This is a genomic window from Geobacillus sp. (assembly GCF_017515625.1).
GTDB classification, from domain to species: domain Bacteria; phylum Bacillota; class Bacilli; order Bacillales; family Anoxybacillaceae; genus Geobacillus; species Geobacillus stearothermophilus.
Map to the genome: position 1 here is coordinate 1 of NZ_JAFWFM010000101.1, position 22,674 is coordinate 22,674.

The window sequence follows — 22,674 nt, forward strand, 5'->3', positions numbered from 1 at the left end:
CTTCGTTCCGAAGGTGTCCGTTCTAGCCATATTCTATCATATTCGTTGGCTAACGCCAACCGAAATTCATCTCCCACTTTCACTGGTGCTGGCGCACCTTCACGTTTAGAAGTAGGAGACTTCTTTCGGAGGGAAGTTAAATTTGCCGGTCGCTTCAATCACAATATCAATATCAAGCTCTTTCCACGGCAATTGTTGCGGTCGCGCGAGTTCAGCAATTCCACCTTTTTGCCGTTGACAAGCAATCCGTCTTCCAAAGCGGCGACATCGCCGTCGAATTTGCCGTGGTTGGAGTCGTATTTCACCAAATGGGCTAACGTTTCCGGCGGATAGCTAGCATTCACCGCCACAATTTCAAGGTCGGGAGGATTGATGGCTCTCCGGAATACCATCCGTCCAATTCGTCCGAATCCGTTAATCGCCACTTTCGCCTTCATTCACCTTGTTCCCTTCTCATATATGTTATACTATTTATTTTAATCCACATAAATAGTATATCATATTTTTGTGAAATACGGAGAGCAAAATCAATAAAACGCAGCAAAAAAGACGCCTATTTTCCCAAGGCGTCCCATTGATGCAAAATGGCCAGCAACTGCCGGCGTGTCTCTTCGATCGTCCCGTTGTTGTCAATCACCGCATCGGCCCGTTTCACTTTTTCCGCCATCGGCCACTGGGAGCGGATGCGGGCGAGCGCTTCCTCTTCGGTGAAACCGTTGCGCGCCATGAGCCGGCGGAGCTGAACGTCATCGTCGACGTACACAACAAGCACTTTATCCACCCAATGAGTCAGCCCGCTTTCAAATAACAGCGGAATATCTAGGACGACGGTCTTCGCTCCGGAGCGGATGTGCGCTTCTTTTTCAGCCAGCATTTTTTTCCGCACCGCTGGGTGAACGATGGCGTTGAGCACTTTCCGCTGTTGTTTGTCGTTAAAGACGATCGCCCCGAGTTTGGCTCGGTCGATTTCGCCGTCCGCCCGCAAAATGCCCGGACCGAATGCAGCGACGATTTGCCGGTACGCCTCCTCCCCCGGGCGGACGACGGCGCGCGCCGCCTCATCCGCATCGATGACCGGAAGGCCGAGCTCGCGCATCATCGCGCTGACCGTACTTTTGCCGCTCGCAATTCCACCGGTTAATCCGATCGTGAATGCCATTCGGCACCCCTCCTTTGTTGTCTGCTGCCTAGCGTTGGCAACGCGGGCAATAATGCGTGCCGCGGCCGGCGACAACCATTTTCTCAATCGGGGTGCCGCACCGTTTGCACGGCTCCCCTTTGCGGCCGTATACGAACAGGTGATGCTGGAACATTCCGGCTTCTCCTTGCGTATTCACATACGTGCGCACCGTGCTTCCCCCTTTCATGACCGCCTCGCCGATCGTCGCTACCATTTCTTCGTGCAACCGTGCAAGTTCTTCATCCGTCAGCGAAGCAGCCGGCCGTCCAGGGAGAATGCCGGCGCGAAACAGCGCTTCGTCGACATAAATGTTGCCAAACCCGGCCACGACCGTTTGATCAAGCAACAACGCTTTCACCGTCCGCTTTGTTTTCGCCGCTTTTGCGGCCAACACCGCCGGAGAAAACGCTGGGGACAGCGGTTCCGGCCCTAATTGAGCGAGCGGCGGCCGGCAGTCTGCTTCCTCTTTCGCGTACACGTGCATGGTTCCGAATTTGCGTACATCGCGATAACGAAGCTCACTGCCGTCTGTAAAACGAAACACAATGTGCGTATGCGGTTCAAGCGGCTCATCGGACTGGGCGACCGCGTAGCGCCCCTCCATGCGCAAATGGGAGATGAGCATATCCCGGTCAAGCAAAAATTTCAAAAATTTCCCGCGCCGATCGATGCCGCGCACCGTCTGCCCGGCCAGCCTGGCAGCAAACGCCGCCGGGTCTTGCGGATGACGAATGATATTCGGCCAAAACACCCGCACCTCTTCAATCGTTTTGCCAGCGACAAGCGGCAACAGCGTGCGGCGGATCGTTTCCACTTCCGGCAGTTCCGGCATGGCGCCTCCCTCCTTTTCCTGTTCGTGCACCTGTTTTAAAGCAACAGCTCATTGCGCGGCCCCGTGAAAAACCGAGCAGCTGGCGGGCAGGCCGCTTTTATTTGGCGTCGTACCACGTCGGACCGTAATGGTAATCGACTTTCAGCGGCACGCGGAGTGCGACGGCTTGCTCCATCACCTCTGGAACGAGGCGGCACAGCCGCTCGATTTCCTCTTTCGGCGCCTCCAAAATGAGTTCGTCATGCACTTGCAGCAACAGGCGCGCCTGCAGCCGTTCTTCGCGCAGCCTCACGCTTAGATCGATCATCGCTTTTTTAATAATATCAGCGGCACTCCCTTGGATCGGTGTGTTCATCGCCGTCCGCTCGGCGAAGCTGCGGACGTTGAAGTTGCGGCTTGTAATATCGGGCAAATAGCGGCGCCGATGCAGCAGCGTCGTCACATACCCTTTTTGTTTCGCTTCTTGCACAATGTTGTCCATATATTGCTTTACACCTGGAAAACTAGCAAAATATCGCTCAATAAATTCAGCCGCTTCTTTGCGCGTAATGTTCAAGTTTTGCGCCAGACCGTAATCACTAATGCCGTACACGATGCCAAAATTGACGGCCTTCGCTTGGCGGCGCATGTTGGCTGTCACGTCTTCTTCGCTCACATGGAAAATGTCCATGGCTGTTTTCGTATGGATGTCCAACCCGCGCCGGAACGCTTCAATCAAATTGTCATCTTCCGCGATATGGGCGAGGACGCGCAGCTCAATTTGCGAATAGTCGGCCGCAAAGATGAGCCAGTCCGGCTCCGACGGCACGAACGCCTGGCGGATTTTCCGCCCTTCCTCAAGCCGAATCGGAATGTTTTGCAAATTCGGTTCGACGGAGCTGAGGCGCCCGGTTTGCGTCAACGCCTGATTGAACATCGTGTGCACTTTGCCCGTCACGGGGTGCACCACTTTCAGCAGCCCTTCAATATACGTTGACTGCAGCTTGCCGAGTTGGCGGTAATGCAAAATATGTTCGACGATTTCATGGTGCGGTGCAAGCTTCTCAAGCACATCGGCTGAAGTCGAATAGCCGGTTTTTGTCTTTTTCAACACCGGGAGCTGCAGCTTGTCAAATAAAACCGTCCCGAGCTGTTTCGGCGAGTTAATGTTGAACTCTTGGCCGGCGAGTTCGTAAATGCACCGCTCGACCGCCTGCAGCTGCTCGGTGAGCTCCGCCCCCATCTGTTCAAGCCGCTTCGTGTCCACTTTCACTCCAGTAAATTCCATATTGGCCAAAATGCCAGCCAGCGGCTGTTCGAGCTCGGTCAGCAGCCGATCTTGTTCGTTGCGGCGCAGTTCGTCCATCAACGGCTCTTCAAGCGCCCAAATGGCCGCCGCCTTGCGGGCGAGATGCTCGGCAAGCATCGGTTCATCAGGAACCGTCCGCTTCGCTCCTTTTCCATAGACCGCCTCATCCGATCGCACCGCCTCGTACTGATGCATTTTCGCCACCGCGGCAACGTCGCCCGCCGCCTGCGCCGGATCGAGCAAGTAAGCGGCCAGCAACAGATCGAACACGACGCCGCGCAGTTCGATTCCTTTCCATTTTAACGCGACGGCCGCCCGCTTTGAATCAAACATCGTTTTTTTCTTCGTCTCATCGCCAAGCCAAGCGAGAAATTTCGGATCGGCGAGCGCCGTCTCCGGGCGCAGGAAAAACCGCCCGCGTTCGTTGGCCAAGGCGATCCCGACAATCGGGGCATGGTGATAGTTGTCGCCCACCACCTCCACGACGAGGGCCGCTTTGTCGGCGAGCATTTCGTCCGTGACGCTGTCGGCGATCGCAAAATCCATCCCGGCGAGCGGCTTTTCGCCTTCATCCGTTTGGACGGCCATCTTGTCGAGAAACGACTGGAATCCGAGCTCCTGAAACAAGGCGACCACTTTTTCCCGGTCTTCTCCTTTGTAGACAATGTCATCGAGCGTCAGCTCAACCGGGGCGTCGCGGCAAATAGCGGCCAGCTGTTTGCTTAAAAGCGCCAAATCCCGGTATTGGCGCAAATTTTCTTTCAGCTTCTCCCCTTTGATCTCATCGATCGATGCCAGTACGTTTTCGACCGTGCCGAATTGCTTGAGCAGCTTGACGGCTGTTTTTTCCCCGATGCCGGGCACGCCAGGGATGTTGTCGGATTTGTCGCCCATCAATCCTTTCAAGTCGACAATTTGCTCCGGGGTGAGGCCGTATTTTTCCGCGACCGTCTCCGGCGTGTACGACTCGATGTCGGTAATCCCTTTTTTCGTAATCTCCACCGTCACTTGCGGGGAAGCAAGCTGGGTTAAATCGCGGTCGCCGGAAATGACTTTCACTGCAAACCCTTCTCGCTCAGCCCGCGCCGCCATCGTTCCGATAATATCGTCCGCTTCGTAATGGTCGAGCTCATAGGCGGGGATGCGGTACGCCTTGAGCAATTCGCGCAGCAGCGGAAACTGTTCCGACAGTTCCGGCGGCGTCTGCTGCCGCCCGCCTTTATAGTCTTGGAACGTTTCATGGCGGAACGTCGTTTTCCCGGCGTCAAACGCCACGAGAATGTGGGTCGGCTGCTCTTCCGCCAAAATTTTGTTTAACATCATCGTAAACCCGTAGACTGCGTTCGTATGAATCCCTTTATCGTTATGCAAAAGCGGCAACGCGAAAAAGGCGCGGTACGCCACGCTGTTGCCGTCAATTAAGACGAGCTTGTTTTTCAACATCATCCCTCCTCGGACGTTCCTTGTTCTATTGTACCACGCCGGCGGGCGGCCATAAAAAGAAGCCGGCTACCGCTCCGGCTTCGGGAAATGAATCGTAAACTCGGTGCCGCGCCCGACTTCGCTCGCCACCGTAATGTAGCCGCGATGCGCCTCGACCAAGTGCTTGACGATCGAAAGGCCCAGCCCCGTCCCTCCTGAGTTGCGGCTGCGCGCCTTGTCGACGCGGTAAAAGCGTTCGAAAATGCGCAGGATTTCGTGTTCTTCAATGCCGATGCCGGTATCTTTCACATGGATGAGCACTTCTCCATCTGTTTCTTCCGCCCAAACGGCGACGTTCCCCCGTTCCGGCGTGTACGCCAACGCATTGGCGAGCAAATTGAGCAAAATTTGCTTCAGCCGGTTCCTGTCGCCGCGGATCGTCAACCCGGGCGGAGCCTCGGCGCGCAAGTCGATTCCTTTTTCCGCTGCCTGCTTGCGAAACACGGCCACCGCCTCCACCATCACTTGGGCGACGTCGACGTCCTCCATGTTCAACCGAAACCCTTGCTGCTCAATTTTTGACAGATCAAGCAGCTCCTCAACGAGCGTCTGCAGCCGCTCGCTTTCCTTTAAAATGATGGTCAAAAAATGCTCAAGCGCCGCTTCGTCTTTCATCGCCCCGTCAAGCAGCGTCTCAGCGAATCCGCGGATCGACGTCACCGGCGTTTTCAACTCGTGCGACACGTTGGCGACAAAGTCTTTGCGGATTTGCTCGAGCCGCTTGAGCTCGGTAATGTCGTGGAACACGACGACGATCCCTTTCCATTCGGCGTTCGTGCCGATAATCGGGGCGCCGTACACGTCGAAATGCTTCCGCTCAATGCCGACCGTCAATCGCATTTGCCGGCGGATAGGCGTTTCTGTAATAAAAATGTCGTCAATAAGCCGGACAACGTCGCGGTATGGTAGCACATCGGCATATGGACGGTACAAGCAGGCGGATGGCTCAAGATGAAAATAGGTTTGGAACGTGCGGTTGAGCAAATGAACATGCCCGCGATGGTCAATAAACAACAACGCGCTGCCGACGTTTTCAATGAGCGTATGAAGCCGTTCGGTTGGGATTTCTCGCGCCCGGCTCATCTCCTGCAAGTTGCGGGCGAGGCGGTTGATCGAGCGGACGAGCATGCCGGCTTCTTTATATTCGCCATCAGGCACACGGGCGGCATAGTTGCCTTTTTCGAGTTCAAACGCCGCCTTCGTCGCTGCTTCAATCGGCCGCATATATTGGTTGGTGATTTTAAAGACAAGGGCGATTATGACAACAAGCGCCATGCCGAGGCTGCTCGTGAGCACGCCCCAAATTTGCTGGTTCACTTTTTTCAGCGAGCTCGTCGGCGTGCTTAACACGACATAGCCGTCCCGCTCCGAGCCGCGTCCGTATGGAGCGATGTAATAGTATACATCATTCGCTTTTTCAATAACCGAGAAGCGCGGAAACTGCTGTTTGCGCAAAATGGTGCGGATGATGCGCTCATGGTCTTCATCGCTGATCGCCGCGATGCGCCCACTGTCAAAGAGCACTTGTTCATTTCGGTCAAGCACCGTGATGCGCGATGACAGCTCGTTCCCCATGTCGTGCAAGTCGATGCGAATTTGCTCAAGCGACTCGTTTTCAAGCAAAATGGCGAGCGCTTTCGCCTCTTTTTCCATCCGCTTGTTCATCGTCTCGGCGTAAAACTGTTTGAGCAGTTGTCCAAGCAGCAAACCGAGGGCGATCAAAACCGTGACGATGAGCGTGATGAGCCAAAACAACAGCCGGTTGCGCAAGCTATCCATGCTGCTTGGGCTCCTCCAGTTTGTAGCCGAGGCCGCGCACCGTTTTGATGTATGCCGGTTTTTTCGTGTCCTCTTCGATTTTCTCGCGCAAATGGCTGATATGGACATCGACAATGCGCGTATCGCCGGCAAAATCATAGTTCCATACCGCGCTGAGCAGCTGGTCGCGCGTCAGTACCCGTCCTTTATGCCGCGCCAAATACAGGAGCAGCTCAAATTCTTTCGGCGTCAGCTCGAGCGGCTTGCCGCTGATCGCCGCCTCATATCGCTCTGGAAAAATCTCGAGCCGGCCGACAGAAAGCCGCTCGCCCTCCTCCGCTGCCGGCTGTGCAATCTCCGTACGGCGCAAGATCGCCTTCACCCGCGCAACGACTTCCCGCGGGCTGAACGGCTTGGTCATATAATCGTCGGCGCCAAGCTCGAGGCCAAGCACTTTGTCAAACTCGTCATCGCGGGCCGTCAGCATTAAAATCGGCGTCATGATTTGCTGCTGACGGAGCCGCTTGCACACTTCGACACCGTCAAGCTTCGGCAGCATCAAGTCCAAAATGATGAGCGCCGGCTGTTCGGACGCCACTTTGGCGAGCGCTTCTTCGCCGTCATAGGCAGCCACAACTTGAAAGCCGGCTTTCTCCAAGTTGTACGCCAACAATGTCACGATCGGCTGTTCGTCATCAACGACTAAAATTTTTTTTTCCATGCCGCTCCTCCGTTTCATCCGATAGTTTCTGCCCTTATGATACCATAACTCGCGATTTGTCACGAAAAAAATAAAGAGACTGCTCCCCCGGCGGGCAAGCAGCCCCGCAAGGAACAGTCTCTCGCACGTTGTCGCCGGCTTTTGGCCGCCGGCGAAACACGATTCCGGTCAAAAATTTTCTAAAACCCGGCCATCAAAGCGCGGCAAGGCGTGCGGCGGACAGACGGACAACGTTCCATCCAGCACCGTCTCTGTCCCGCGCGTCGCGGTCACGGCCAAGGTGACGCAATGGCCTTCCTCATCCACCCCGGTCACTTCGAGCAAAAATTCGAGCGTCTCATAATGGTAAACCGGGCGGAGAAAGCGGATGTCCTGCCGGGTGATGTAGCTTCCCGGACCGGGCAAATATTTGGAGACCGCCGACGTAATCATCCCCGTCAGCATAATCGGCGCACAACCGGCTGGCCGAGCGGCGTCTGCAAAGCGTAGTCATGTTGGATGTAAAGCGGGTTGGCATCATCGGTCAGTCCAAGGTAAAGAAGCAAGTCTTTGTCCTCAATGGACGCCTGAAAGACAATTTTTTTCTCCAACCTGAATCTCCCTGATCGTTCTCCCGGGTTTCCGTTTTTTCAACACGTTCCCACCCCTCCTATCAGAAAGCGCTTTCATTAATCACGGGCAAAAATTCGGGACAGCGCCCGAATTTTCGCCTTTTCGTTATTCCAACACGCGCATGACGTTTTTGACCGATTCGACCGATTTGGCCAGCGCCGCTTTTTCATCTTCGGTCAGCTCGAGCTCGATCACTTTCTCGATGCCGTTGCCGCCCAAGATCGTCGGCACTCCCAGGTAAATCCCTTCATAGCCGTACTCGCCCTCAAGGTAGGCGATCGCCGGCAAAATGCGGCGCTGGTCTTTCAAAATCGCTTCGACCATTTCGACGAGCGAGGCGGCCGGCGCGTAGTAGGCGCTGCCGTTGCCGAGCAAGTTGACGATCTCGCCGCCGCCTTTGCGCGTCCGCTCAACGATGGCGTCCAAACGGGCTTTCGGAATGAGCTTCTCGAGCGGAATGCCGCCGGCGTACGAGTAGCGGACGAGCGGCACCATGTCATCGCCATGGCCGCCCAGCACGAAGCCGGTGACATCTTTCACCGAAATGTTCAGCTCTTGGGCGACGAACGTGCGGACGCGCGCCGTGTCCAACACCCCCGACTGACCGATGACGCGGTTTTTCGGAAAGCCGGACTCTTTGAAGACCGTGTACGTCATCGCATCGACCGGGTTCGTCAGGACGATGATGTAGCAGTTTGGTGAGTATTTGACGACTTCTTTCGTCACTTGTTTCATAATTTTTTGGTTCGTCGTCACCAAGTCGTCGCGGCTCATCCCCGGTTTGCGGGCGATGCCGGCCGTAATGACGACGATGTCGGAATCGGCCGTGTCGGCATAATCCGACGTACCGATAATGTTGGCGTCAAAGCCGAGCACCGGGCTCGACTCGAGCATGTCAAGCGCCTTCCCTTTCGTCGGATTTTCCAACTGCGGAATATCGACCAATACGATGTCGCCAAGCTCTTTTTGCGCCAGCAGGAACGCTGTCGTCGCCCCCGTGAATCCGGCGCCGATCACCGAGATCTTCTTCCGTTTCATCGCCATCGTTTTGCCAACCCTTTCAGTGAACTACCCACCACCTACGCTTCGCTTAGAGGTGGGGGCTTCAAGCGACTTGTGTGTGTTCGCTGAACGGTAAGCCACACACAAGAACCCTTTACGCTTCCCTTCGTTCCGAAGGTGTCCGTTCGCCATATTCTATCCTATTCGTTGGCTAACGCCAACCGAAATTCATCTCCCACTTTCACTGGTGCTGGCGCACCTTCACGTTTAGAAGTAGGAGACTTCTTTCGGAGGGAAGTTAAATTAGTCCATATTGCGGATGAGCGCATCGGCAAATTCCGAACATTTCACTTCGGTTGCCCCTTCCATCAGGCGGGCAAAGTCGTACGTGACGATTTTGGCGGCAATCGTTTTTTCCATCGCCTGGATGATGAGCTTCGCCGCTTCGTTCCAGCCGAGATGCTCAAACATCATGACGCCGGACAAAATGACGGACGACGGATTGACTTTGTCAAGACCGGCGTATTTCGGCGCCGTGCCGTGCGTCGCCTCGAAAATGGCGTGGCCGGTTTCATAGTTGATGTTCGCCCCCGGCGCGATGCCGATGCCGCCGACTTGGGCTGCGAGCGCATCGGAAATGTAGTCGCCGTTTAAGTTCATCGTCGCAATGACGTCAAATTCGCGCGGACGCGTCAAAATTTGCTGCAGGAAGATGTCGGCGATAACGTCTTTGACGATGATTTTGCCGGCTGCTTCCGCTTCCGCCATCGCTTTGTTCGCCGCCTCTTTGCCCTCGGCTTCGACGATCCGATCGTATTGCGCCCACGTGAACACTTTATCGCCGAATTCTTGTTCGGCAAGCTCATAGCCCCAGTTTTTAAACGCGCCTTCCGTGAACTTCATAATGTTCCCTTTATGAACGAGCGTCACCGACTTGCGGCCTTGTTCGATCGCATAGTTGATCGCCGCGCGCACAAGCCGTTTCGTCCCTTGTTCGGAAATCGGCTTAATGCCGATGCCGGACGTTTCCGGGAAACGGATTTTGCGCACGCCCATTTCGTTTTGCAAGAAGTCGATCACTTTTTTCACTTCCGGCGTTCCTTTGGCGTATTCAATGCCGGCGTAAATGTCTTCCGTGTTCTCGCGGAAAATGACCATATCGGTGTCTTCCGGACGTTTGACCGGCGACGGAACGCCAGGAAAGTAGCGGACCGGACGCAGGCAGACAAACAGGTCGAGCTCTTGGCGGAGCGCGACGTTGAGCGAACGGATGCCGCCGCCGACCGGCGTCGTCAACGGCCCTTTAATGGCGATTATGTATTCGCGGATCGTCTCAAGCGTTTCATCTGGAAGCCAGCTGCCCGTCAGCTTGTACGCTTTTTCGCCGGCGAGCACTTCCTTCCAAACGATTTTTTTCTCGCCCTTGTACGCTTTTTCCACCGCTGCTTCCAGCACGCGCGAAGCGGCCGCCCAAATGTCCGGGCCGGTTCCGTCTCCTTCAATGAACGGAATGATCGGATTGTTTGGAACATTGAGCACACCATTGGTGACAGTAATTTTTTCCCCTTGCGTCACGAGTAAAACCCCCAATGCCAGTTTTTTATTGAAAAGGCGTGAAGGCTCACCTTCAACGCCTTGTCCACTTATTTCAGCCGCGCTCGTCGATCGGCACGTACGCCCGCTTGCCCGGGCCGGTGTACTCGGCGCGCGGACGGATGAGACGGTTGTTGTCATATTGTTCCAAAATATGGGCCAACCATCCCGATGTCCGGCTCACGGCAAAAATCGGCGTAAACAAATCATGATCGATTCCTAAACAATGGTAAATCGAAGCGGAATAAAAGTCAACGTTCGGCGGCAACGCTTTTTCCGACGTGACAATTTCCTCGATTTTCGCCGACATTTCGTACCAGTGCGGTTCGCCGACGATCTTCGTCAGTTTTTCCGACATTTTCTTCAAGTGCTTGGCGCGCGGGTCGCCTTTCCGATAGACGCGATGGCCGAAGCCCATAATTTTTTCTTTGTTGGCGAGCTTCGTGCGGATGTACGGCTCGACGTTGTCGACCGTGCCGATTTCCGTCAACATTTTCATCACCGCTTCGTTCGCCCCGCCGTGAAGCGGTCCTTTCAACGCGCCGATCGCCGCCGTGATGCCGGAATAAATATCGGACAGCGTGGCTACGCAGACGCGCGCCGTAAACGTCGACGCGTTCAACTCATGGTCGGCGTGCAGCACGAGCGTCTTGTTGAACGCTTCCGTGGCGATGTCGTCTGGTTCTTTGCCGGTCAGCATATACAAGAAATTGGCGGCAAAGCTCAAATCTTTGCGCGGCGCAACTGGTTCCAACCCTTTGCGCACGCGGGCGAAGGCAGTGACAATCGTCGGAATTTTCGCCTGCAGGCGGATCGCTTTCCGGTAGTTCGCTTCTTTCGTCATCACGTCCGCTTCTTCGTCGTACAGGCCAAGAAGCGAGACGGCAGTGCGCAGCGCGGCCATCGGATGCACGTTCTCAATCGGATAGAGCTTGAAGTGTTCGATGATCTCACGCGGGATGTCGGCATTTTCCGCCAATTGCTGTTTCAGCTCCTCGAGCTGTTCTTTCGTGGGCAGCTCGCGGTGCCAAAGCAAATAAATGACTTCTTCAAAGGAAGCGTTTTCAGCCAAATCGTCGATGTCATAGCCGACATACGTTAATGTATCGTCGATGATTGAGCTGATGCTAGAGGTTGTCGCTACAACTCCTTCCAAACCGCGAGTTACCGTCATGCCAATCTCCCCTTTTCTTTATAGTTCCTCGTTCCTGCTTGCCGCTTTACGGCCGGTGAGCGCTTGCTCGAAACAGGCGCAAAAAACAAGCGCACGCTATCGAAAGTGCTTACATCACCGTGCGGATGCCGCCGCGCTGTGGCGAGGGGGGCTCCGTTTGACCCGAAAACTAGCTTACGCCTACTATTATAAATATTATAAACAATTATCAGACTTTTGTGAACGGAAATGTATCGTCCTGGCAAAAGACATTACATAAGAATAACGTTCCCCGTCCCCAGTTCAAAAATATTCTACCATTTTTATGACCATATAGGCAATCCCCGCGCCGATCAACGGGCCGACCGCCACCCCGTGAAACAGCGACACCGCAATGACCGTGCCAAACACAAGCGCCGCGGTGATATGTGGGTCATTCGCCAAAAGCGTCACGCCCCCTTTCGCGATCAACGCAACAAGAATGCCGGATAAAAGCGCCACCCAGGCCGCCAACGATTGCAGCGAGCCGGCAAGCTGCTTAAGGCCGATCTCCCCGGAGGCAATGGGCGCCAGCACGGCGATCGTAATGAGCGTAATGCCCCAGTTGAGGCCTTTGGCATGGATCAACGGGAGCAGCCGCTGATCGAGGCCGGCGAGTTTAATGGCAAGCAGCACGACAATCGCGGCAATAAATGATTTGTTTTTCGCCAATAGGCCGACCAAAAGCAGCCCGAGCAAAAACAAGACGGGTTCGTTCATGATTGTTCACCCTTTCCTCTGAAGCTTGTCTTTTTGCTTCTTCGTAAAGAAACATGTAATATATCAGTATGGAAAACGAGTGGGGGTGAAACATTGTCCCGAATATATGTTGACCGCTTTTTGCGTTTTCTCATCGTCATCGCGATCGTTGCGTTCGGCGCTGCCGCCGCCTACTATGCCGCAACATTGACGTACCCGTTTATCATTGCCTTTTTCATCGCCTTTCTCATCAACCCGGTCGTCGACTTGTTGGAACGAAAGGTGAAAATGCCGCGCTGGCTCGCGGTCAGCGCCACGCTCATCGTCTTGTTCGCCGCTGTCGCCGGGCTGGTGACGCTGTTGATCGCTGAGATCGTTTCGGGAACGCAATATTTGGCCAATGTGGTGCCGGAAAAATTCCAGGCGCTCGTCGCGTACATCGAATCGTTTGCCGCCAATCAGCTTATCCCGCTTTACCAAGACTTGGCCGTCTTGTTTAAAAGCTTGAACGCCGATCAACAAGATACGATCATGCAAAACATTCAGGCGGTCGGAACGCAAATCGCGACGACGGTCGGCGAATTCATTCAGCGCGTGCTGCAAAACATTCCCCAGCTCATCGCCTGGCTGCCAAACGCGGCGACCGTATTTATTTTTTCACTGTTGGCGACCTTTTTCATCAGCAAAGACTGGCACCGCTTAATGCGGATGGCGCAGCGTTGGCTGCCGGCGAAAGCCCGCACGAGCGGGAAAACGGTGTTTTTGGATTTGAAGCGGGCGTTGTTTGGCTTTATTAAAGCGCAAGCGACGCTCATTTCGATTACGACGGTCATCGTGTTGATCGGCTTGCTCATTTTGCGCGTCGATTACGCGATTACGATCGCGTTGATCATCGGCTTTGTCGATATTTTGCCCTACCTCGGGACCGGCATCGTCTTCGTGCCTTGGATCATTTACGCCGCCATCAGCGGCGACATCCCGTTTGCGATCGGGCTCGGCGTTTTGTATATCGTCGTTCTCGTCCAACGGCAAATTATGGAGCCGAAAGTGCTCTCCTCCTCGATCGGGCTCGACCCGCTCGCGACGCTCATCGCCTTGTTTGTCGGCTTCAAGCTGCTCGGCTTCCTCGGCCTCATCGCCGGTCCGGTCGCGCTCGTCATCATCCGCGCGCTCCACAGCGCCAACGTCTTCCGCGACATTTGGCGCTTTATCGTCGGCAGGCCGACTTTGTAAAAAACAGCCTTGGCTCCACTGGCCAAGGCTGTTTCAGTCCGCGTTACAACACGCTGGCATGGCCGCGATAGACGGCACCGAACCCGCCGTCCACCGTAATCTCCTGCCCATCTTTAAACAAGGTTGTTGCGTTTTCCACTCCGACAATCACTGGAATCCCAAGGCTCAAACCGACGACCGCCGCATGGCTGGTCAACCCGCCCTCTTCAGTAATGATGGCTGCCGCTTTTTCGATCGCCGGCATCATGTCGGCATCGGTGCTGACAGTGACTAAAATGCCGCCGTCGACCATTTTTTGCCGCGCTTCTTCCGCTGTTTTCGCTACAACGGCCTTGCCGAACGCCGACTTGCGGCCGATGCCTTGCCCTTTGGCGAGAAGATCGCTGATAACGTGCACCTTCATTAAGTTCGTCGAACCCGTTTCGCCGACCGGCACGCCAGCCGTGATGACGACCAAGTCACCGTGCTTCACCAACCCGGAGCGCACCGCCGCATCGACGGCGACATCGAGCATTTCGTCCGTCGTGTTCACATGCGGCGCTTCTTTCGTATACACGCCCCACACAAGCGCCAGCCGGCGCGATACCGCTTCATTTGACGTCACGGCAATAATCGGCGCTTTCGGGCGATACTTCGCCACCATTTGCGGCGTTTTTCCGCTCACGGTCGGCGTCACGATCGCCGCCACATCCAAGTTGAGCGCGGTGTGGGCGACCGACTGCCCGATGGCGTCGGTGATCGTCGTTTGGCTTTCTTTTGTGCGTTGGGACAAAATGTCGCGGTGCTCAAGCGCCTGTTCGGTGCGGAGCGCGATTTGGTGCATCGTTTTCACCGCTTCGACCGGATACTGGCCGGCCGCCGTTTCCCCGGAAAGCATGACGGCGTCGGTGCCGTCAAAAATGGCGTTGGCGACGTCGCTCGCCTCCGCCCGCGTCGGACGCGGATTGCGCTGCATCGAATCGAGCATTTGCGTCGCCGTAATGACCGGCTTGCCGAGCATGTTGCACTTTTTAATGAGCAGTTTTTGAATGAGCGGCACTTCCTCAGCCGGAATTTCCACGCCCAAATCGCCGCGCGCCACCATCAGGCCGTCGGCGGCTTCTAAAATTTCGTCAATGTTGGCGACGCCTTCTTCATTTTCAATTTTGGCGATAATTTGGATATGGAGGGCGTCATGCGCCTCAAGCAGCTCGCGGATCTCCAGCACATCGGACGCCCGGCGCACAAACGAGGCGGCGATGAAATCGATCCCTTGGCGAATGCCAAACAAAATGTCAGCCCGATCTTTCTCGGTGATGCCTGGCAAGTTGACTTTGACACCCGGCACATTGACTCCTTTTTTGTTTTTCAGCACGCCGCCGTTTAACACGGTCGTGACGATTTCTCCCGCTTGCTTGTCGACCGCGTTGACTTCCAGGCTGATGAGCCCGTCATCAAGCAAAATTTTCGCGCCGACGGACACATCATCGATTAAGCTGGGATAGGTGACCGAAATTTTTTCCGGCGTGCCGAGCACTTCGCTCATCGAAATGACGAGCTTTGACCCTTCCTTCAGCTCAATGGCGCCGTTTTCCATATTGTGCGTCCGGATTTCCGGCCCTTTCGTGTCAAGCAAAATGGCGACCGTTCGGCCCGTTCGCTTCGCCGCTTCGCGAATATTGGCGATGCGCCGCCCGTGCTCTTCATGATCGCCGTGCGAAAAGTTTAGGCGCGCCACGTTCATTCCCGCTTCCATCAGTTGCACGAGCTTGTCTACGCTCTCGCTTGCCGGCCCGATCGTGCAGACGATTTTCGTTTTCCGCTTCATCTTGTCTTCTCCTTTCCCCTCGGGACTTAAATGGACAATTCTTTCGACAATGCGTACATCCGCTGATCAATCGTATGTTTGTTGGCTAGCGCCTCCGCGATGTCATGGTCGACGAGCTGGTTGTTTTGGATGCCGACGCAGCGCCCGCCTTTTCCTTCGAGCAACAGCTCGACCGCCCGGGCGCCGAGGCGGCTCGCGAGCACGCGGTCAAACGCCGTGGGCGACCCGCCGCGCTGCACGTGGCCAAGCACCGTCACACGCGTCTCAAAGCCGGTCGCTTCCTGGATTTGCCGGCCGAAGTCGACGCCGCTTCCAACTCCTTCCGCCACGATGATGATGCTATGTTTTTTGCCGCGCTCATGGCCGCGCTTTAAGCGGGCGATGACGTCGTTCATATCATAATCGGCTTCCGGAATTAAAATCGTTTCCGCCCCGCCGGCCAGCCCCGACCATAAGGCGATGTCGCCGGCATGGCGGCCCATCACTTCGATGACGTACGTCCGCTCGTGCGACGTCGCCGTGTCGCGGATTTTGTCGATGGCATCAATGACCGTATTGAGCGCCGTGTCAAACCCGATCGTAAAATCAGTGCCCGGAATGTCGTTGTCAATCGTCCCCGGCACGCCGACGCACGGAAAGCCGTGCTCGGTCAGTTTTTTCGCCCCTTGGTACGAACCGTCGCCGCCGATGACGACCAGCCCTTCAATGCCGTGCTTTTCAGCTGCTCGATCCCTTTTTTCTGACCTTCTTCCGTCTTAAATTCCGGACAGCGGGCCGTATAGAGTATCGTGCCGCCACGGTGGATAATATCCCCGACATCGCCGACTTCCAGCTTTTTAATGTTGCCGGCGATCAGTCCGGCATACCCGTGATAAACGCCGTACACTTCCACACCGTGGTAAATCGCTTTGCGGACAACCGAGCGAATGGCCGCATTCATTCCCGGCGAGTCGCCGCCGCTTGTCAACACACCAATGCGTTTCACTCATTTCACCTCATTTGTATCAAATTCAACACGTCCGACCTCATACATCTGTCGCTCTTGAACAACTTTAATGTACCATGAACATGAGCGGAACACAACAGCGACGCCTTGTTGAAACGGTTTACATGAACAAAATTTTTTCATGGACAGAACAAAGCTGCCCCGAAAGTCGAGACAGCTTTTTCCTTATCTTGCCCGAATCGTTTCCTGCAAAAACGACACTTGGCCGATTTGTTTAAATTTTTCATAGCGCTGCCGGACGAGCGCCTCGCCGTCAAGCGCCAACAACTCTTTCAACGACCGGCGCAGCACGCGGTCCATTTCCTTTGCCTGCTCGTCAGCGTTGCGGTGGGCGCCGCCTTTCACTTCCGGAATGATTTCGTCAATGACGCCGAGCGCTTTTAAGTCGTGAGCGGTAATTTTCATCGTTTCCGCCGCCCGTTGCGCCAATGATGCATCATTCCATAAAATGGCAGCCGCCCCTTCCGGCGAAATGACCGAGTACGTGGAATTTTCAAGCATATGAATATGATTGCCGACGCCAAGGGCGAGCGCCCCGCCGCTTCCGCCTTCGCCGATGACGATGCAGACGACCGGCACGGTGAGTCCTGCCATTTCAAACAAGTTGCGGGCGATCGCTTCGCTTTGCCCACGCTCTTCGGCCGATTTGCCCGGATAGGCGCCTTTCGTGTCGATAAAGCAGATGATCGGCCGCGAAAACTTTTCTGCCTGCTTCATGAGCCGCAGCGCCTTCCGGTAGCCTTCCGGGTGTGGCATGCCGAAGTTGCGGCGCAAATTTTCTTTCGTATCTTTGCCACGCTGGTGGCCAATGACTGTCACCGGCAGCCCGTCGTATTCGGCAATGCCCCCAACGATCGCTTCGTCGTCGCCAAAACAACGGTCTCCATGGCATTCGAGAAAGTTCGTAAACAGCCGCTCAATATAATCAAGCGTCGTCGGCCGCTGCGGATGGCGGGCGATTTGCACGCGATCCCACGGCGTCAAATTGGCATACACGTCGTTTTCCATCTTGGCGAGCCGCGCCTCCAGTTTCTCGATTTCCGCCGACAAATCGACATCGGCCGTTTTCATAAACTCTCTCAGCTCTTGAATTTTGCGGCGCAGCTCAACAAGCGGCTTTTCGAATTCTAGTTCCGCCACCATCCTGATTCCCCTCCTCCCGTGTGAATGCGAAGCACAGTCGCCAGCGTCTCTTTCAGCTCATGGCGGTGAATGACGGCATCCAACTGACCGTGCTTTAATAAAAACTCCGCCGTCTGGAAGTCTTCCGGCAGCTCTTCGCGCACCGTCTGTTCGATGACGCGGCGGCCGGCAAAGCCGATGAGCGCACCTGGTTCGGCGAAGTTGTAATCGCCAAGCGAGGCGAAACTCGCTGACACGCCGCCTGTTGTCGGGTGGGTCATGACGGAGATGAACAAGCCGCCGTCGTTGCTGAATCGTTTGAGCGCGGCGCTCGTTTTCGCCATTTGCATTAGGCTTAGCACTCCTTCTTGCATGCGGGCGCCGCCGGAAGCGGTAAAAATGAGAAACGGCACACCTTTATCGTGCGCTTGTTCGACTGCACGGGTGATTTTTTCGCCGACAACAGACCCCATGCTGCCCATGCGAAACGAGGAATCCATGACCGCGATGACGAGCGGATGGCCGTCAAGCGTCCCTTCGCCGGTCACGACCGCCTCGTTCAATCCCGACTTGCGCCGGTCTTCCTCGAGTTTTTCTATGTAGCCCGGAAACCCGATCGGGTTGACAGAAATCATATCGGCATCATATTCGCGAAAGCTGCCGTCATCCAGCACGCTCTCGATCCGTTCGCGCGCCGGCATCGGATGATGGTAGCCGCAGCTTAGGCAAACGCGCAAATTTTTCACCAACTCTTTTGTATACATAATTTTTTTGCATTGCGGGCATTTCGTCATCACGCCTTCCGGCACCTCATGCCTCACTTGCTCGGAAGAAAGCGACGCATACTTCTTCTTTTTGGCAAATAAATCTTTCCACACGAGGGAGCTCCTCCTTTGCGTTTTCGCCTCTCTACTACTTTATCGAAAATGCAAGCGGTTGTTTGTCAAACGGTGTCAGTTCTGTTTCGACAACGGCGAAGGCCGGTGCCTCTCCCAGACAGCAGCGGCTTCAGCCGGATCGCGTTTTTTCAATGCTGCTAACAGCTGGTCATAAAACGAGTCGGCAAGCGGCCGGTCGGGCGCACAGGCGGAGGCAAACCCAGACAGCGCCCGCCAAATGCGGATGAGCAAGTAGTTGTCAGCCGCCTCAGCAACCGCCTGAAAAAACGGCGTGAAATCAGTCGGTTTTTGGCGAACGGTTTTTTCCAGCCTCTCCAGCGCATCTTCACTGCAGCGGAGGCAAGCGAGCTCGAGCAGCAGCCGTTCGATCAGCCATTTCGTTTCCGCCAAATCCGCTTTCGCCCGTTCATTTTCAAGCAAAAACATCGCCAGCAACTCAATCAGCTGATGTCCGCCGACCTCGCACAAGTAGGTCCCTTCGCCGCGCCGCGTCTCAATCAGGCCGAGAAACTCAAGCGCCCGCAGCGCCTCGCGCACCGACGAGCGGCCGACGCTGAGCCGCTCGGCCAGCTCGCGTTCTGACGGCAGCTTGTCGCCCGGGACAAGGCCATCCTCGACAACGAGACGATGGATATGCTTCAACGTCTCGGCGTACACTTTTTCATCGTTGAACGGAGACCCCTCCTTTTCGATTCATGCCATACTCCATGCGTGGGCGGCATGCCGTTCAACCGCAGCCAGATGCACTGGTCTGACCACCTAATGGTTATACGATATAATAAAATAGCGAAATAGTAAAGGGGAGTTATTTCACAGCAATGCGCCCGAAGCCGAATAAGGCGAGCAGCCCATCGACAAGCGGCGCTGTGAGCGCGACGGCGTACTGCTCCGGAAGACGGAGAAGCGTCCGCTTCGCTTCGTCATACAAATAGACCGGCGTAGCGCCGCGCTGCTGCTCAAGCAGCTGTTTCAGCTTGGACAATTTGGCCTCATCGGCCCGGCTCGCGTTAATGTATAGCGCCGACACGGGCAGGAGGCCGGCGCGGCGGATGATGAGCTGTCGCCTGCCTGCGCGCCGGTCGACCGTTCCAAAAAGCAACACAAAGTTTCCTTCCGCCAGCTCATCGGAGGCGCGGGCATAAATGGACGGAAAGGCGACCGCCTCCACTTCCCCGCTTTCATCGCTAATTGTCACAAACGCCATTTCCTCCCCCCGTTTCGTTCTCGTTTTCCGCTGTTTGGCCACATAGCCGCCGACCACGGCCGCCGAACCGTGCATTTCGGCAATCGGCACCGCCCGGGCCGCTTGAAACAGCGGGCGGCAGACCGCGGCCGGATGCGGGGTGACGGCAAACCCGAGCAACTCTTTTTCCTGTTTCCGCCGCTCATCCGGCGGCAGCGGGGGGGCATCCATGTATTTCGGCTTCAGCGACAATCCGCCTGTGTTCAAGTACGGCCCGACCAATTGCACGTGTTCGACCGCCACGTCAATGCTCGCTAAAAGCGAAGCCCGCTCCCCGTCCATTTCATCAAACGCGCCGGCCAAAACGAGCGCCTCAAGCGCCGGGCGCGGCAATCCTTTCGGCAACAGGCGGATGGCGAAATCGAAAAAATCGGCAAACGGTCCGCGCTCCCGACGCTCTTCGATGATGAGCCTCGCCGCTGTGCCGACATGTTTCACCGCCGCCAGCCCGGTGCGGATCGCCTTGCCTTCGATCGCAAACCGATAGCCGCTCCGGTTGACGGATGGCGGCAGCAGCGGAATCCCTTTTTGCGCTGCTTCGCTAGCGTAAAGAGCCGTTTTTTCCCGGTCGCCGGAAGCGCCCGAGAGCATGGCCACGTAAAAACAAAGCGGATAGTGAGCTTTAATGTAGGCCATCGCATACGACAACAGCGCATAGCTGACCGCGTGGCTCCGGTTGAAGCCGTAATCGGCGAAGCGGACGATATGCCGGTACAATTCCTCGGCAACTTCCTTTGGATAGCCGTTCGCCGTGCAGCCGGCGACAAACGCCTCCCGCTGTTCAGCGAGACGCGCCTTCTCTTTTTTCGCCACCGCCCGCCGGAGCACGTCCGCTTGTCCGAGCGAAAACCCAGCCATGCGGGCGGCGATTTGCATAATTTGCTCTTGGTAGATCAGCACTCCGTAAGTCGGCGCCAAAATCGGCTCAAGGTCAGGATGGATATACGAAATCGCCTCGTCTCCGCGCTTGCGCCGGATATAAGCAGGAATCATGTCCATCGGCCCCGGCCGGTACAAGGCGTTGACAGCGACCAAGTCTTCCAGCTCCGACGGCCGCAATTCCGCAAGCAAACGCTTCATTCCGCTTGATTCAAGCTGAAAAATGCCGTTTGTCTCTCCGGCGCTCAGGAGCGCATACGTTTTTTCGTCGTCAAGCGGAACACGACGCACATCAAACGGCTTTCCTGTCTGCCGTTCGATGAGACGCACCATTTGCCCGAGCAGCGTCAACGTGCGCAAGCCGAGAAAATCCATTTTGAGAAGGCCGAGCGCCTCGAGCGACCCCATGGCGTATTGCGTGAGCGGCCATTCGCCATGGCTTGGCTGCAACGGGACTTGGCGCACAAGCGGCTCAGGGCTGATGATGACGCCAGCCGCGTGAATCGATGTATGGCGCGGCAGCCCTTCGAGCGTTTGTGCGATATCCAGCCACTGCTTGCCGTCCGGCACCGTTTCGGCGGCGCGGCGGAACGCGGTCGACTCGCTGCGCCATTGGCGGATCGTCACCCCTTGTTTATCCGGCAAAAGCGACACAACCCGCTCCGCCTCGCGCCCGGGAATGCCGAGCGCTTTCGCCGTCTCGCGCAGCGCCGACTTGGCGCCGAACGTCCCAAACGTAATGATTTGCGCGACGCGGTCGCGCCCGTATTTGTCCGCCGCATAGCGAATCATTTCTTCGCGCCGGTCATCGGGAAAATCAAGATCAATATCCGGCACCGACACCCGCTCCGGATTCAAAAACCGCTCAAACAACAGCCCATATTGGATCGGATCGACATCGGTAATAGCCAAAGCATAGGCGACGAGCGAGCCGGCCGCCGAACCGCGGCCCGGTCCGATGAGAATGCCACGTTGGCGGGCGTAGGCAATCACATCGGCGACAATCAAAAAATAATCGCTAAAGCGCATTGCCTGAATGACATCAAGCTCATGCCGCAGACGCTTCCAGTAACGCTCATCGGCGTCCGGCACACGGCGGGCGAGCCCTTGTTCGCACAGACGGCGTAAATACCCGTCCGCCGTCTCGCCGTCAGGCACCGGAAATTTCGGCAGCCGCCAGCCGCCAAACGGAATGTGCAGTTCGCACCGATCAGCGATCGCCGCGCTGTTCTCAAGCGCTTCTGGCAAGTCAGCAAACCGACGCGCCATCTCATCCGGCGCCGCCAAATAACGGCCGCCATCCTCTTGGACGTCAGCAAATGGCACGCCGAGCCTGATCGCCTGCAGGCAGCGCCACGCTGCGGCGTCGCCGCGCTCAACATAACGGACGTCATTCGTCGCCACGACCGGAACCCCGGCTTCTTCCGCCAACTGCCGCAACGCTCCTTCGTACGGTGCGCGCGTCCGCTCGCCGCGCTGGACAGCCACATACAAACAGCCAGGAAACAGCTGTTGATAGCGGGCGAGCACCGCTTTCGCCTGCTGCCATTCCCCGGCGGCCAGCAGCGACTCGACCCGCCCTTCAGCCCCCGGGGTGATGGCGACAATTCCACCGCTCAACCGGCGGAGGGCGTCTTCATCGATCTGCTTTTCTTCTCCCATTTGGATCATCGTGCTGATTTCGATTACATGGTGGTACCCTTCCTCATTGGCGGCCAACAGCACGAGCGGATAGGCGCCGTCCCCGCTGAGAGCAATATCGGCCGTCACGCCGATGATCGGACGGATGCCATGGCGCTTGCACTCCTTGTAAAAGGGCAGAGCGCCATACAGCACGTTGCGGTCGGTCAACGCCAAGGCGGGGCAGCCGAGCTGTTTCGCCTTGGCCGCCAGCGCTTCCACGGTGGCCGTGCTTTGAAACAAACTATAGCCGCTTGACACATGCAAGTGCACAAACGTCATAGACAGCCCTCCCTTATTCATCCAGGTATTGTCAAAAGTTTATCCTCCACACTCACGGTTTTCCCTTGAGTTTCAACGGTTGGAAGAAAAAAAGCTTGCCACCCCCGTTGTTTTCGGCCATCATTGAGGTAACGACACCCAACAGCCAAAACAAAGGAGTGACA

General features: G+C 56.1%; 15 protein-coding genes and 3 pseudogenes. 1 reads left to right on the forward strand and 17 read right to left on the reverse strand.

Annotation, left to right across the window (positions count from 1 at the left end):
• Positions 1-135 precede the first annotated feature (135 nt).
• The 11 genes and pseudogenes from IKE44_RS06300 to IKE44_RS06350 form a co-directional block, all read right to left on the reverse strand.
• Positions 136-437 (reverse strand): annotated as a pseudogene (locus IKE44_RS06300) (glyceraldehyde 3-phosphate dehydrogenase NAD-binding domain-containing protein); the annotation flags it as partial.
• A gap of 116 nt (positions 438-553) precedes the next feature.
• Positions 554-1,159 (reverse strand): dephospho-CoA kinase, encoded by a 606-nt coding sequence (gene coaE, locus IKE44_RS06305; protein ID WP_049626224.1) that lies wholly within the window; start codon positions 1,157-1,159, stop codon positions 554-556.
• 28 nt (positions 1,160-1,187) lie between these two features.
• The gene (gene mutM, locus IKE44_RS06310) at positions 1,188-2,012 is read right to left on the reverse strand and encodes a DNA-formamidopyrimidine glycosylase (protein WP_033014418.1); all 825 of its coding nucleotides are present in this window, start codon (positions 2,010-2,012) and stop codon (positions 1,188-1,190) included.
• Positions 2,013-2,109: 97 nt separating this feature from the next.
• On the reverse strand, positions 2,110-4,746 hold the full coding sequence (polA, locus tag IKE44_RS06315; RefSeq protein ID WP_287465349.1) for a DNA polymerase I: 2,637 nt from the start codon (positions 4,744-4,746) through the stop codon (positions 2,110-2,112).
• Between the two features lie 63 nt (positions 4,747-4,809).
• Complete coding sequence (gene pnpS, locus IKE44_RS06320; protein ID WP_287465350.1) at positions 4,810-6,561, reverse strand: two-component system histidine kinase PnpS; 1,752 nt, start codon at positions 6,559-6,561, stop codon at positions 4,810-4,812.
• Positions 6,554-7,261, reverse strand: coding sequence for a response regulator transcription factor (locus IKE44_RS06325; protein WP_049624516.1), 708 nt, complete (start codon positions 7,259-7,261; stop codon positions 6,554-6,556). The genes pnpS and IKE44_RS06325 overlap by 8 nt, the downstream gene beginning before the upstream one ends.
• A 168-nt stretch (positions 7,262-7,429) precedes the next feature.
• Positions 7,430-7,897: pseudogene (locus IKE44_RS06330) on the reverse strand (MaoC family dehydratase).
• An 81-nt stretch (positions 7,898-7,978) separates the two neighbouring features.
• On the reverse strand, positions 7,979-8,917 hold the full coding sequence (gene mdh, locus IKE44_RS06335; RefSeq protein WP_287465352.1) for a malate dehydrogenase: 939 nt from the start codon (positions 8,915-8,917) through the stop codon (positions 7,979-7,981).
• Positions 8,918-9,178: 261 nt separating this feature from the next.
• Positions 9,179-10,450 (reverse strand): NADP-dependent isocitrate dehydrogenase, encoded by a 1,272-nt coding sequence (icd, locus tag IKE44_RS06340; RefSeq protein WP_287465354.1) that lies wholly within the window; start codon positions 10,448-10,450, stop codon positions 9,179-9,181.
• Between the two features lie 73 nt (positions 10,451-10,523).
• On the reverse strand, positions 10,524-11,642 hold the full coding sequence (gene citZ / locus IKE44_RS06345) for a citrate synthase (protein ID WP_049624513.1): 1,119 nt from the start codon (positions 11,640-11,642) through the stop codon (positions 10,524-10,526).
• Positions 11,643-11,924: 282 nt separating this feature from the next.
• Positions 11,925-12,380: a DUF441 domain-containing protein gene (locus IKE44_RS06350; protein WP_044743525.1), complete on the reverse strand. Its 456-nt coding sequence runs from the start codon at positions 12,378-12,380 to the stop codon at positions 11,925-11,927.
• 93 nt (positions 12,381-12,473) lie between these two features.
• Between IKE44_RS06350 and ytvI the strand changes: the two genes are divergently transcribed.
• Complete coding sequence (ytvI, locus tag IKE44_RS06355) at positions 12,474-13,592, forward strand: sporulation integral membrane protein YtvI (protein WP_033014434.1); 1,119 nt, start codon at positions 12,474-12,476, stop codon at positions 13,590-13,592.
• Between the two features lie 43 nt (positions 13,593-13,635).
• Here the strand turns inward: ytvI and pyk are convergent, their stop codons facing one another.
• The 6 genes and pseudogenes from pyk to dnaE all read right to left on the reverse strand — a co-directional run bounded on the left by pyk (position 13,636) and on the right by dnaE (position 22,510).
• Positions 13,636-15,399, reverse strand: coding sequence for a pyruvate kinase (gene pyk / locus IKE44_RS06360; RefSeq protein WP_033014443.1), 1,764 nt, complete (start codon positions 15,397-15,399; stop codon positions 13,636-13,638).
• A 26-nt stretch (positions 15,400-15,425) separates the two neighbouring features.
• Positions 15,426-16,384: pseudogene (gene pfkA / locus IKE44_RS06365) on the reverse strand (6-phosphofructokinase).
• 186 nt (positions 16,385-16,570) lie between these two features.
• Complete coding sequence (gene accA / locus IKE44_RS06370; RefSeq protein WP_033014453.1) at positions 16,571-17,548, reverse strand: acetyl-CoA carboxylase carboxyl transferase subunit alpha; 978 nt, start codon at positions 17,546-17,548, stop codon at positions 16,571-16,573.
• A complete protein-coding gene (gene accD / locus IKE44_RS06375; RefSeq protein WP_033014454.1) occupies positions 17,533-18,405 on the reverse strand; it encodes an acetyl-CoA carboxylase, carboxyltransferase subunit beta in 873 nt (290 codons plus the stop codon). The genes accA and accD overlap by 16 nt, the downstream gene beginning before the upstream one ends.
• Before the next feature lie 75 nt (positions 18,406-18,480).
• Complete coding sequence (locus IKE44_RS06380; RefSeq protein WP_049624512.1) at positions 18,481-19,083, reverse strand: FadR/GntR family transcriptional regulator; 603 nt, start codon at positions 19,081-19,083, stop codon at positions 18,481-18,483.
• Between the two features lie 148 nt (positions 19,084-19,231).
• Positions 19,232-22,510 carry a DNA polymerase III subunit alpha gene (dnaE, locus tag IKE44_RS06385; RefSeq protein ID WP_033014456.1) on the reverse strand — a complete coding sequence of 1,093 codons (3,279 nt, stop codon included), beginning with the start codon at positions 22,508-22,510 and terminating at the stop codon, positions 19,232-19,234.
• Positions 22,511-22,674 lie beyond the last annotated feature (164 nt).